The organism is Cetobacterium sp. 2G large, assembly GCF_014250655.1.
Lineage (GTDB): Bacteria > Fusobacteriota > Fusobacteriia > Fusobacteriales > Fusobacteriaceae > Cetobacterium_A > Cetobacterium_A somerae.
The window spans coordinates 204,536-217,500 of sequence record NZ_JACHTH010000003.1 but is presented as its reverse complement, the minus strand read 5'-3'; the positions used below and the strand labels follow the sequence as shown (position 1 = coordinate 217,500).

The 12,965-nt window shown below is 32.3% G+C and carries 10 protein-coding genes, 2 rRNA genes and 1 pseudogene (1 of these 13 cut by a window edge); 10 read left to right on the top strand and 3 right to left on the bottom strand.

All coding sequences use genetic code 11. The features are described 5' to 3' along the window. Together H5J23_RS02240 and rrf are read left to right on the top strand one after the other, a co-directional pair. Positions 1–1,739, top strand: a 23S ribosomal RNA gene (locus H5J23_RS02240) (it extends 1,178 nt beyond the left edge of the window). A gap of 49 nt (positions 1,740–1,788) precedes the next feature. Beyond that, positions 1,789–1,905 (top strand): 5S ribosomal RNA (gene rrf / locus H5J23_RS02235). 36 nt (positions 1,906–1,941) lie between these two features. Here rrf and H5J23_RS02230 read toward each other — a convergent pair. Continuing rightward, positions 1,942–2,652 carry a sulfite exporter TauE/SafE family protein gene (locus H5J23_RS02230; RefSeq protein ID WP_185890832.1) on the bottom strand — a complete coding sequence of 237 codons (711 nt, stop codon included), beginning with the start codon at positions 2,650–2,652 and terminating at the stop codon, positions 1,942–1,944. An 8-nt stretch (positions 2,653–2,660) separates the two neighbouring features. Beyond that, positions 2,661–3,059 carry a hypothetical protein gene (locus tag H5J23_RS02225; protein ID WP_023052137.1) on the bottom strand — a complete coding sequence of 133 codons (399 nt, stop codon included), beginning with the start codon at positions 3,057–3,059 and terminating at the stop codon, positions 2,661–2,663. 99 nt (positions 3,060–3,158) lie between these two features. On the opposite strand from H5J23_RS02225, the pseudogene gmhB reads away from it, so the two are divergent. After that, a pseudogene (gene gmhB / locus H5J23_RS02220) lies at positions 3,159–3,704 on the top strand (D-glycero-beta-D-manno-heptose 1,7-bisphosphate 7-phosphatase); the annotation flags it as partial. 28 nt (positions 3,705–3,732) lie between these two features. On the opposite strand, the gene H5J23_RS02215 reads toward gmhB, so the two are convergent. Further along, complete coding sequence (locus H5J23_RS02215; RefSeq protein WP_211231161.1) at positions 3,733–4,761, bottom strand: YeiH family protein; 1,029 nt, start codon at positions 4,759–4,761, stop codon at positions 3,733–3,735. Between the two features lie 187 nt (positions 4,762–4,948). On the opposite strand from H5J23_RS02215, the gene secA reads away from it, so the two are divergent. The 7 genes from secA to H5J23_RS02180 are packed head-to-tail and all read left to right on the top strand — an operon-like array spanning position 4,949 to position 12,954. After that, positions 4,949–7,570: a preprotein translocase subunit SecA gene (secA, locus tag H5J23_RS02210; protein WP_185890829.1), complete on the top strand. Its 2,622-nt coding sequence runs from the start codon at positions 4,949–4,951 to the stop codon at positions 7,568–7,570. A gap of 9 nt (positions 7,571–7,579) precedes the next feature. Further along, on the top strand, positions 7,580–8,317 hold the full coding sequence (locus H5J23_RS02205) for a hypothetical protein (protein WP_023052132.1): 738 nt from the start codon (positions 7,580–7,582) through the stop codon (positions 8,315–8,317). A gap of 56 nt (positions 8,318–8,373) precedes the next feature. Continuing rightward, a complete protein-coding gene (locus tag H5J23_RS02200) occupies positions 8,374–9,231 on the top strand; it encodes a PHP domain-containing protein (protein WP_023052131.1) in 858 nt (285 codons plus the stop codon). After that, on the top strand, positions 9,228–10,223 hold the full coding sequence (rfaD, locus tag H5J23_RS02195) for an ADP-glyceromanno-heptose 6-epimerase (protein ID WP_023052130.1): 996 nt from the start codon (positions 9,228–9,230) through the stop codon (positions 10,221–10,223). The genes H5J23_RS02200 and rfaD overlap by 4 nt, the downstream gene beginning before the upstream one ends. An 11-nt stretch (positions 10,224–10,234) precedes the next feature. After that, the gene (locus H5J23_RS02190) at positions 10,235–11,038 is read left to right on the top strand and encodes an undecaprenyl-diphosphate phosphatase (protein WP_185890827.1); all 804 of its coding nucleotides are present in this window, start codon (positions 10,235–10,237) and stop codon (positions 11,036–11,038) included. A 16-nt stretch (positions 11,039–11,054) separates the two neighbouring features. Continuing rightward, complete coding sequence (locus H5J23_RS02185) at positions 11,055–12,455, top strand: coproporphyrinogen III oxidase (RefSeq protein WP_185890825.1); 1,401 nt, start codon at positions 11,055–11,057, stop codon at positions 12,453–12,455. A gap of 1 nt (position 12,456) precedes the next feature. Then, on the top strand, positions 12,457–12,954 hold the full coding sequence (locus H5J23_RS02180) for a ComEA family DNA-binding protein (protein ID WP_185890823.1): 498 nt from the start codon (positions 12,457–12,459) through the stop codon (positions 12,952–12,954). Positions 12,955–12,965: the final 11 nt, after the last annotated feature.

Here is a 12,965-nt window from a genome sequence, read left to right as displayed (position 1 = left end):
GTAACGGGGCTAAGTTATAAACCGAAGCTGTGGAGTTGCGTAAGCGACTGGTAGGAGAGCGTTCTGTAGGCCGTTGAAGGAGAATCGATAAGAGACTCTGGAGGTATCAGAAGTGAGAATGCAGGAATAAGTAGCGAGAATGGGGGCGAGAATCCCCCACGCCGGAAGACCAAGGGTTCCAGGGTAAAGTTTGTCTCCCCTGGGTAAGCCGGGTCCTAAGCCGAGGCTAGATTGCGTAGGCGAATGGAAAACAGATTAATATTTCTGTGCCACTGATATCAAGTGATGGAGGGACGCAGGAGGTTATGCACGCTGGCGAACGGAAGTGCCAGTTCAAGCATGTAGCGTGGTCTAGTAGGAAAATCCGCTAGACTAAACGTGAGGTGTGATGAGGAGTCGTAAGATGGAAGGTGCAAATACCACACTGCCGAGAAAAGCTTCTAAGCGTTATAAAGATATTAGTGCCCGTACCCCAAACCGACACAGGTGGTCAGGATGAGAAATCTAAGGCGGACAGGCTAACTCTCGTTAAGGAACTCTGCAAAATAGCCCCGTAACTTCGGGAGAAGGGGTGCCTTTTATGGTGAGCGTACACGCGACGCAAAGCTATGAGAGGCCGCAGTGAAGAGTCTCAGGCGACTGTTTAACAAAAACACAGGTCTATGCTAAGCTGTAAGGCGACGTATATGGGCTGACACCTGCCCAGTGCCGGAAGGTTAAGAGGAGGAGTGAGAGCTCCGAATTGAAGCCCCGGTGAACGGCGGCCGTAACTATAACGGTCCTAAGGTAGCGAAATTCCTTGTCGGGTAAGTTCCGACCTGCACGAATGGTGTAACGATCTGAGAGCTGTCTTGACGGGAGGCCTGGTGAAATTGTATTACCGGTGAAGATACCGGTTACCTGCAGTAGGACGGAAAGACCCCATGGAGCTTTACTGTAGCTTGGTATTGGGTTTTGGCATCGTATGTATAGGATAGTTGGGAGACTATGATGCGTGGTCGCTAGATTACGCGGAGTCACTGGTGGAATACCAACCATACTATGTCGGAATTCTAATTTGAGGTTTGTACCCTCGAAGACAGTGCTAGGTGGGCAGTTTGACTGGGGCGGTCGCCTCCGAAAGAGTAACGGAGGCGTTCAAAGGTTCTCTCAGGTTGGATGGAAATCAACCGCAGAGTGCAATGGCATAAGAGAGCTTAACTGCGAGACTGACGGGTCGAGCAGGTGCGAAAGCAGGACATAGTGATCCGGCGATTCCGAATGGAAGGGTCGTCGCTCAACGGATAAAAGCTACCCTGGGGATAACAGGCTGATTCTACCCGAGAGTCCATATCGACGGTAGAGTTTGGCACCTCGATGTCGGCTCATCGCATCCTGGGGCTGGAGAAGGTCCCAAGGGTTGGGCTGTTCGCCCATTAAAGCGGTACGTGAGCTGGGTTCAGAACGTCGTGAGACAGTTCGGTCCCTATCCACTGTAGGCGTTAGAGTATTGAGAAGATCTGTCCTTAGTACGAGAGGACCGGGATGGACAAACCTCTGATGTACCAGTTGTCACGCCAGTGGCACAGCTGGGTAGTCACGTTTGGAACAGATAACCGCTGAAAGCATCTAAGCGGGAAACTGACTTCAAGATAAGTACTCTTTAAGATACCTTCGAGACTAGGAGGTTGATAGGTTGGGGGTGTAAGAGTTGTGAGACTTTTAGCTGACCAATACTAATATATCGAAGTTTTAACCTTAATATACTACTATATAGTTTCAAGTGTTCAAGAACACAAATAAATATTGATTGGCAACGATAGCTATGGAGGTACACCCAGTAACATTTCGAACCTGGAAGTTAAGCCCATAAACGCTGAAAGTACTTGGGGGGCAGCCCCCTGGGAGGATAGGAAGTTGCCAATCTTTTTTATTTTTTGTAAAATTTACTAAAAAAAATGCTTATAGCAGCATTTTTATTGCAACTATAAGCCCTAATAAAACAACAACAGTATTGAATATTTTTTGATTCATTATTTTCAATAGCTTTTTTGCTAGAAATACACCTAAAAATATAGTAGGAATAGCTACTGATCCTCTAGTTATAGTAAAGATATTAATATTTTTAAAAATAAATATATACATAAAAAGCTTTATTATGTTTATAACAGTAAAAAATACAGCTCTTGTACCTATAAAATCTTCTTCTTTTTGTTTATAACTAAGTAAATATACGTTAAAAATAGGTCCTGAAACATTTGCTAAATATGATGAAGCACCACCAAAGACTCCAAATAACCAGGAAAGTTTTGTTAATTTATGTTCATATTTTTTTAAGAAGAATAAAATGCTAGAAAAAATAATGATAGTTGCAATAATTTTTCTAAAAATATCTTCTGAAATAGAGTTTGCAAAAATAGATGCGATAACCATTCCAATAACTGAAAAAGGTATAAGTTTTAAAACAATTTTTTTATCATAATTATTTCGATATAAATAGGAAACATATAAATCTGCTATTAAAAATGGAACAAACATTATTCCATTCCCTAATTTTGAACCATATATTGAAACTAATATTGGTGAAAAAAGAATAGCAGTTGACATTCCCATTAAACTAAAACCCATTCCAACTCCAACAATAAGCATAAATAAAATTTCTGAAATATCCATGTTGCCTCCTAAAGTGATATGTGAATAATAATAAATATAAATATGATGCCACCTAAAATTTTATGACTTTTAAGTACATTTTTTTTATATTTTATTGGAACTTTTTTTACAATAAAAGGAAGTGTTCCTAAAATCCAAAATAAGCTTAAAAGAAAAATACCACTAATACCAGTATATTTTTTTAAAACTGAAGGATATGCAAAAGCCATACCTAAACCATGTATAGTTCCTAAGATTATTGTTGTTATACCCAAAATTTTATGCAACTGAAGATGGCTTAATTTTCCTTTAAGAATTTTATTTAAAAATTCTTTATATTTATAATTAAGAATGAATACAGTTACTGTTAAAATTGCTGAAGTAAAAGCTAAAGAACCTATAAACTGAATAATATCTTTTAAATCCATAAAAATCCCTCCCAACTCTTTAATATAAATTATATTCTGAATAAACTAAAAAATCCTTTATAAGAGTGATATAATATATAAAAAAGAAAAGGAGAGACTATGAAAAAAGTTATATTTTTAGATAGAGATGGAACAATAAATGTAGAAAAATCATATCTTCATAAATGGGAAGATTTTGAATTTGAAAAAAATGCAATAGAGGGATTAAAAGAATTAAAAAATTTAGGTTATGAATTTATAGTTGTCACAAACCAATCAGGTATTGGAAGAGGTTATTATACTGAAGAGGATTTAGTAACACTAAATAATCAAATGACTGAAAAACTAAAAGAGTTTGGAATAGAGATTTTAGAGTGTTTTTATTGTCCTCACCATCCAGAAAAAGGTATTGGAAAATACAAAGTTGATTGTAATTGTAGAAAACCCAATCCAGGAATGTTATTAGAAGGAATAAATAAATATAATGTAGATATAGAAAATTCTTTTATGATTGGAGATAAAAAAGGAGATTTAGAGGCTGGAAAAAAAGCAGGTTTAAAATCAGTTTTAGTTTTAACTGGTTATGGAAAAAAAATAGAAGAAGATGTAAAAAATCAATATTTAATTGCAAAAGATTTATTAGATGTTGCAGCTATATTAAAAAAATAAAAACTGGATTATATCCAGTTTTTATTTATATAAAAATCTTTATTAAAATAATTGCTATAATAATTTGACTTAATCCAACTAATAGTCCATAAAGAGATGCTTTAGGACCTTGCTTTATTAGCTCACTAATATTTACTCTCATACCAATACCAGCAAGAGCAACTATTTCGAATTTAGATGAAATCATTTTAAAGGTTTTAGATACTTCACCAGGAATTAATCCAAAACTAAATAATATACAAAGAATAAAAAATCCTATAATGTACCAAGGTACAGATATTTTATTTTTCTTTTTACTATATGCTTCCTCTTCTAAAGCAAACTCAGTATCCATTTCTAACTCTTTATTATTAAATTCTCTTGATAACCATAGAACAACAATAACTAAAAATACAATTCTTACAATTTTAAAAATAGTCGCCATTTCAAGAACATTATGATTAACCATACTTCCTGCTGCGATAACTTGTCCAACTGATTGCAAAATACCACCAAGAAGAGCTGAAGTTTGTAAAGTTTCAAAATTATAAAAATAACCAGCTATAGGAATTAAAGCAAACATAAGCATAGTTCCTGTTAAATTAACAATTGTAATAGATATCCCTTTATCATTGTCTTCAGCATTAATTACTGGTGAACTAGCTCCAATTGCTGAAGACCCACAAACGGCATTTCCACTTGCCATAAGAGCTCTGAAATGTTTTGAAAATCCAAGTTTTTTACCGATGAACATAGTTAAAGCAATTGTTAAAGTCATTTGTAAAAGAATAAAAGCGATACCAGAAACACCAAGTTGTAAAATAGTGTTAATACTTAAAGTACCTCCTAATAAAACAATTGAATATGAAAGTAAATCACTTTCCGAAAATTTAGAACCAGGAGCAAAAATAGTTGATTTAGCAAAAGTGTTTCCAGCTATAAGTCCTAAGAAAATAGCAAGGGGAGCTCCACCGATGCTTGGGACAAATTTCCCAAGAAAAACTCCAAGCTGTGCAATCAAAATACAAAGTAGTAGGCCAGGAATTATCTTCTTAGCAGAATTGAATATACTCAAAATAAAAAACCTCCTAAAATATATTGTTACTTTAATTACAATATAACATAAATTTGTATAAATTAATAGCTTTTTTTGAATCACGGGTCAAATTTTCTAGATGTGGGCTATAAATTGACTAATAAATCTAATTATGGTAATATATTGAGTAACAAATAAGCACAATAAAGCTAGGAAGGACGTAAGGATGTTTGGAGATTTATTAAAGAAGATTTTCGGTACAAGAAATGACAGAGAGATTAAAAGAATCAAGAAATTAGTAACAATGATAAACTCGTTAGAACCTGAAATAGAGAAACTTTCAGATGATGAGTTAAAGGGGAAAACTTACGAATTTAGACAAAGATTAGAGAAAGGTGAAACATTAGATGATGTTTTAGTTGAAGCTTTTGCAGTTGTAAGAGAAGCATCAAAAAGAGTTCATGGAATGAGACACTATGATGTACAATTAATTGGTGGAATTGTACTTCACGAAGGAAAAATAACAGAGATGAAAACAGGAGAAGGAAAAACATTAGTTGCAACAGCTCCGGTTTATTTAAATGCTTTAAGTGGAAAAGGAGTTCACGTTATAACTGTTAATGACTATCTAGCTCAAAGAGATAGAGAGTTAATGGGAAGAGTTTATGAATTTTTAGGATTAACTTCAGGGGTAATTGTAAATGGAATGGAAAATGCAGCAAGAAAAGCTGCTTATGAAGCTGATATTACATATGGTACAAACTCTGAATTTGGATTTGACTATTTAAGAGATAATATGGTTAACAAAGTTGAAGATAAGGTTCAAAGACCTTTAAATTTCTGTATAGTGGATGAGGTTGACTCGATACTAATCGATGAGGCTAGAACGCCGTTAATCATATCAGGAGCAGCTTCAGAAACAACAAAGTGGTACTCTATATTCTGTCAGGTAGCTTTCAGATTAGATAGAAGTTTTGAAACAGAAAAAATAAAAGATGCTAAAACAAAAAAAGAGATGAATATTCCTGACGAGCAATGGGGAGACTATGAAGTAGATGAAAAAGCTAGAAACATAGTTTTAACAGATAAGGGAATTAAAAAAGTTGAACAATTATTAAATATAGACAACTTATACTCACCAGAGCATGTTGAGTTAACTCACTATTTAAATCAAGCCTTAAAAGCAAAGGAACTATTTATAAAAGATAGAGACTATTTAATTAGAGAGGGAGAAGTAGTTATAATTGATGAATTTACTGGAAGAGCTATGGAAGGTAGAAGATACTCTGATGGTCTTCATCAAGCTATTGAAGCAAAAGAAGGAGTAAATGTTGCTGGAGAAAATCAAACACTTGCATCAATAACACTTCAAAACTATTTTAGAATGTATGATAAATTAGCTGGTATGACAGGAACAGCTGAAACAGAAGCAGCAGAATTTATGCATACTTATGGTTTAGAGGTAATTGTAATACCAACAAATAAACCTGTACAAAGAGTTGATTTTCCTGATTTAGTTTATAAAACAAAAAAAGAGAAAACAGATGCTATTATAAGAAGAATAGAAGAACTTTATGCAAAGGGACAACCAGTTTTAGTTGGTACTGTATCAATAAAAAGTTCAGAAGAACTTTCAGAGTTATTAAAAGAAAAAGGTATACCTCACAATGTTCTTAATGCTAAATTACATGCTAAAGAGGCTGAGATTGTAGCTCAAGCTGGAAGATATCAGGCTGTAACAATAGCTACTAATATGGCAGGTAGAGGAACTGACATCATGCTAGGAGGAAATCCAGAGTTCAGAGCTATTGCAGAGATTGGAAGTAGAGACGCTGGAAATTATCCAGTAATTTTAGATAAATATAAAGTTGAATGTGAAGAGGAGAAGCAAAAAGTAATTTCAGCTGGTGGATTATTTATTTTAGGTACAGAGAGACATGAGTCTAGAAGAATAGATAATCAGCTAAGAGGTAGAGCAGGAAGACAGGGAGACCCAGGAGCATCTGAATTCTATCTATGTTTAGAGGACGACCTTATGAGATTGTTTGGATCTGAAAGAATTCAAGGAGTTATGGAAAAGCTTGGACTACCTGAAGGAGAATCAATTCAACATAGAATGATAAATAAAGCTATCGAAAATGCTCAGAAGAAAGTTGAATCAAGAAACTTCGGAATTAGAAAAAATCTTCTTGAATTTGATGATGTAATGAATAAGCAAAGAGAAGCTATCTATGCAAGTAGAAATGAAGCTTTAGAGAAAGAAGACTTAAAAGAAACAATTTTAGGAATGTTAAAATCAAGTATTTCTGATATAGTTGTAGAAAGATTTGTAGGAGAATTTAAAGATGAGTGGGATATTGTTGGAGTTAAAGATGCTCTTCTTGAGAAGTACGGATATGAAATAACAGATATGGAAGAATATAAAGCTTTAACAGTTGAAGAGTATGCTGATAAAATATATAGAAATATAGAGAAAGATTATGAGAAAAAAGAGGAAGAAATAACTCCTGAAATCATGAGAAAAGTAGAGAAATATGTTTTATTTGAAGTTGTAGATGCTAGATGGAGAGAACACTTAAAAGCTTTAGATGCTTTAAGAGAGGGAATCTATTTAAGATCTTATGGACAAAAAGATCCATTAGTAGAATATAAAATTATATCTGGAGATATGTACTCTAGAATGTTATCAACAATAAAAACAGAGGCAACATCATATATGTTTAAAGTTGTTGTTAAAAATCCTGAAGAGGAAGTTGTAGAGCCAGGGGTAGAAGAGGAATTAGATTTTGATTCAGCTTGTAAGTGTGGAAGTGGAAAAATATACGGAAAATGTTGTGGAAGAGTGTAGGGAGGAAAAATGAAAAAAACTATAGTTCTAGTTGCAATGTTAGCTGCATTAACAGCATGTAGCTCACTAAATAAAAACAATGTTAATTTACAAGAAAAGTATAAGGTTGATACAGTGGCTATGAAAAACTGGGAAGAAACATTCAGTACAGTAATAATAGGAGAATCTGAATTAGAAGATTGGTATGGAGCAGATCAACCAATAAGTTATTTAGCAAGAAATCAAAAACTAGATCAAAAACAAGTAAAGTTTTTAGATTCTTTAAAGACAAAGGGAGAGATAACAGAAGCAGATCAAGAGCAATTTAACTCTATATTAGAAAAAACTGTAAAAAAACTTCCAAGAGAATACTATTTAAAAGATGAAAACTTTAAAGACCCTGCAGGATTAGCTAAATATATGGTAACTCAATCATATGTTAGAATGGCAAACCCATCTAATCATATAGCTAATGAAGTTGCTACAAAAGAGGAATGGGCTGAAATAGTTGAATTCTCTAAAAAGAGCGACTTATCAGAAAAAGAGATCAAAAGATTTAGAAAACTTCTAAATAAATTTATAAAAAGAGGAGAATTCTTTGATTCAAAATCATGGTATTTTGTAGAAGTATCTCCTAGAGTTGTACAAGTAAATGATATTTACAAGAAAAAAGAGAAGACAAAGTTAGAGAAGAATAATATAAATGCAAAGGCTTTATACCTTGCTTATTCAGAGTATTTTTCAAAATTAGAAAAGTGGGATGACTAAAAAACTGTGGCGCCTTTAGAGATAAAGGTGCCATTTTTACTTAAGGGAGGAGTCTTATGAAGGATTTAAGTGAAAGGTATGATTTACATACTCATACAACATATTCAGATGGAACATTTACTGTGGAAGAGCTTTTAAAAAGAGCTAAATATATTGGTTTAAAAGGAATAGCAATAACAGACCATGATACAATGGAAGGTATTTCTGAGGGGAAAGAGATAGCCCATGAACTAGATTTAAAATTTATACCTGGAATAGAGTTTTCATGCTCTTATCAAGGATATGAAATTCATATTTTAGGATATTTTTTAAACGACAAATCAGAAAAATTAGCGTCAAAACTAATAGAACTAAAAAAAGCCAGAAAAGAAAGAAATGAAAAAATTATTAAAAAACTAAATAATTTAGGCCTTAAAATAACAATGGAAGAGATAGAAAAAGAAGCTACAGGAACTATCGTGAGCAGAGCTCATATATGTAATGTTATGATGAACAAAGGATTTGTTTATTCAAAAGGTGAAGCTTTCAAGCAGTACTTAGGAAGAAATGGTGTAGCTTATGTAGAGAAAGGTAGCTCAGATCCTATTGAGATTATAAAACTTATAAAGGAATGCAAGGGAATCTCAGCTCTAGCTCATCCTAGTTTAATTTGTGATTCAAGAGAAAGAACAGAAAAGATAATAGATATTCTTTTAGAGGCTGGATTAGATGGATTAGAGGTAGAGTATAGTTCATATACACCTAAAGAGATTAAATATTATAGAAAGTTGGCCACAGAAAAAGGTTTGTTGAAAGTTGGAGGATCAGATTTTCATGGTGGAAATAGAGTGGGAGTAGATATTGCTCATGCTTCTATTACTGAAGAGGATATAAAAGATTTATTAGAAAGAGAAAGCAAGGAGGAAGTAAAATGATTATAGTAACAGGAGCAGCTGGATTTATAGGAAGTGCTTATATTTGGAAATTAAATGAGATGGGAATAAATGATATATTAGCTGTTGATAAATTAAGAACTGAGGAAAAATGGTTAAATTTAAGAAAGAGAGATTATGCTGACTGGTGTGATAGAGATGAGCTTTTTGCATGGCTTGAAAATGAAGAAAATGCAAGTAAAGTAACAGCAGTTTTACACATGGGAGCTATATCAGCAACAACTGAGAAAGATGGAGATCTTTTAATGAAGAATAACTATGAGTATTCAAAAAAATTATGGGATTTCTGTGCTGATAGAAATATTGTGTATGTATATGCCTCTTCAGCAGCAACTTATGGAGGAGGAGAGCAAGGATATAGTGATGAGGGGACTCCAGAAGAATTAAAAAAATTAATGCCATTAAACAAATATGGATATTCTAAAAAATTCTTTGATGATTGGGCATTTAAGCAGGAAAAAGCTCCAAAACAATGGATAGGAGCTAAATTCTTTAATGTTTATGGACCACAAGAGTATCATAAAGGAAGAATGGCTTCAATGGTATTCCACACATTTAACCAATTTAACGAAAATGGTGGAGTAAAACTATTTAAATCTCATAAAGAGGGATACAGAGATGGAGAGCAATTAAGAGACTTTATCTATATTAAAGATGTTGTTGATATGTTATATTTCTGTATGTTTAATGAAGTTCCATCAGGGGTTTATAATATAGGAACAGGAGAAGCAAGAAGCTTCCATGACTTATCAATGGAAACTATGAAAAATGCTAGTGAAAACTTTGAATTAAAAACAGAAGAAGTAATAGAGTTTGTTCCAATGCCAGAGGATTTAAGAGGAAGATATCAATACTTTACACAAGCTTCTATGAGAAAATTAAGAGAAGCAGGTTATACTAAAGAGTTCTGTTCTTTAGAGGACGGAGTAGCTGACTATGTAAAATATCTTAAAAAAGAGGATAGCTACCTATAGGAGGAGATGAAATGAATCCATTTTTACTAGTTATTATACTGGGAATTGTAGAAGGGATGACAGAGTTTGTTCCTGTAAGTAGTACGGGTCATATGATATTAGTGGAGAGATTTATAAACTCTCCTCTTGTGTCTAAAAGTTTTATGGATAACTTTTTAGTAATCATTCAGTTTGGAGCTATTTTATCAGTTGTAGCTTACTTTTGGAAAGATTTAACTCCTTTTGTAAAAACAAAAGAGGAGTTTAAAGAGAAGTTTTCTTTGTGGACAAAGATAATTGTAGGGGTTTTACCTGCAGGAGTTATTGGGTTATTAGCAGATGATTATATATCTGAATTCTTTATGGATAACACAACAGTAGTTGCAAGTATGCTTATACTTTATGGTATTATTTTTATTTTAGTTGAAAGAAAAAACTTAAAGGGTAAAGTAACTTCAATAAAGCAGATGTCATATAGATTGGCTTTTACAATTGGATTTTTCCAATGTTTAGCTATGATTCCAGGAACATCGCGTTCAGGAGCAACAATAGTAGGATCTTTACTTTTAGGTGTGTCTAGAGCAGCAGCAGCAGAGTATTCATTTTTCTTAGCTATTCCAACAATGGCAGGGGCAACTCTACTGAAGCTCCTAAAAAATGGACTTAATTTTACAACGTTAGAATGGCAGCTTTTAATAGTAGGATCTGTAGTTTCTTTTGTTGTAGCATATGTTGTTATTAATTGGTTTATGGGATATATAAAAAAGAGAACTTTTGTGGCTTTTGGAGTATATAGAATCATAATTGGAATTTTAGTTTTATTATTAATGAAATAGGAAGTGGTGTATTTAAGTGTCAATAGTTACTAACTTTCCTTTAAGTGAAAAAAGTTTAGAGGAGTTTGTAAGAATTATGTTACCTAAAGAAGTAGGTAAAGATATAAAAGGTGAAGTAAGTTATAAAGGGAATAAGATAATTGTAAAAGCTGAAATAGATGGAAAAGAAGCTATAATGGAAGAGGAGAATTTAGAGCATATAATTGAAGATCAAAATTTAATAATGTTAAAAGGTGGTTTATTAAAAGCTCTTAATAAAAATTATCCATGGGGAAGTTTAATTGGTGTAAGACCTACTAAAATGACTAGAAGACTTATGCAAATGGGATTTTCAAAAGAAAGAGTTAAGAATCTTTTAAATAATATGTACCTTGCTAATTTTGATAAAATAGATCTTTTAATGAGAGTAATTGAAACAGAGGAAAGATTATTAAATAAAGATGCAATGAATATGTATATAGGAATTCCTTTTTGTCCATCAAAATGTAGATACTGCTCTTTTGCATCTTACGAAATAAATAGCAGTTTAGGGCGTTTTTATCCAAAATTTGTAGAAACACTTTTAGAAGAGATTGAGCTTGTAGGAGAACTTTCAAAAGATAAAGGTTATAAATATGAATCATTGTATATAGGTGGTGGAACACCAAGTATTTTAACAGAAGAGGATACTGAAAAAGTTTTAAAAGCAGTTCATAAAAATATAGATCTTTCAAACTTAAAAGAGTTTACTTTTGAAGCTGGAAGAGAGGATGCTATAACAAAAAGAAAATTAGAAATTCTTAAAGAATACGGAGTAGATAGAGTAAGTTTAAATCCTCAAACATTTAAAGAGCAAACTTTAAAAGATTTAAATAGAACTTTTAATAGACAACATTTTGATGAAGTCTATAGAGATATAAAAGAGATTGGATTTATCTTGAATATGGATTTAATATTAGGGTTACCTGGTGAAAGTGTTGAAGATATATTGAGTACTTTAAATGAGCTTGAGAAATATGACATAGAAAACTTAACAGTTCACGCTCTAGCTAAAAAGAAAGGTTCACCTCTATATCATGAAGATTTTGAGGAGTCTGAAGTTGAAAGAATGTTAGTTGAAAATGCAATAGGTGAACTTGTAAAAAGAAAAGGAATGGAACCTTACTATATGTATCGTCAAAAAAATAGTTTAGATTGGGGAGAAAATGTAGGATACTCTATTCCTGGAGCTGAATCTAGATTTAATATAGAGATGATAGAAGAAAATCAACAAACTATGGGTCTTGGTGGTGGAGCTATAAGTAAAGCCATTCATAAAGAAACAGAATATATTGATCAAATAGAAAGATTAGTTAATCCTAAAGATCCAGCATTATATATTGCAGAGATGAGGATGAGACACAATAAGAAAATAGAACTTTTTTCTAAGGAGATATAGTATGAAAAAGTTAATTTTTTCAATTTTAATTTTATTAATATCAACTTTCTCTTATGGAATAATAGAAAGTGAGTTTAAAGTTATTGAGAGTAAAAATACACTAGATGCTCAAAATTTACTTTTAGATATTAATAAAGCAAGCAAAAGTGATATGTTAAAAAATGGAATATCTCAAAGTTATGTTGATAAGATAATAGAGTATAGAGATATAACTGGTGGATATAAAAAATTAAACGAAATGACTAGAATATCTGGAATTGGAAAAAAGACTTATGAAAAGCTAAAAGTAAAGTTTAAAGAGCCACAAAATATTAAACTAAATAGATTTAATATCAATAAGGCAGATGATAAAACTTTAATATATTATGGATTTAGTAAAAAAGAGATACAAAGTATTAGAAAATACCATGAAAATAGTATTATTAGGAATAATTTAGAATTAAAAAAAATTATTTCCAGTAAAAAATATGAAGATTTAAAAGATTATATTGATTATTAGAGGTGAAAAAA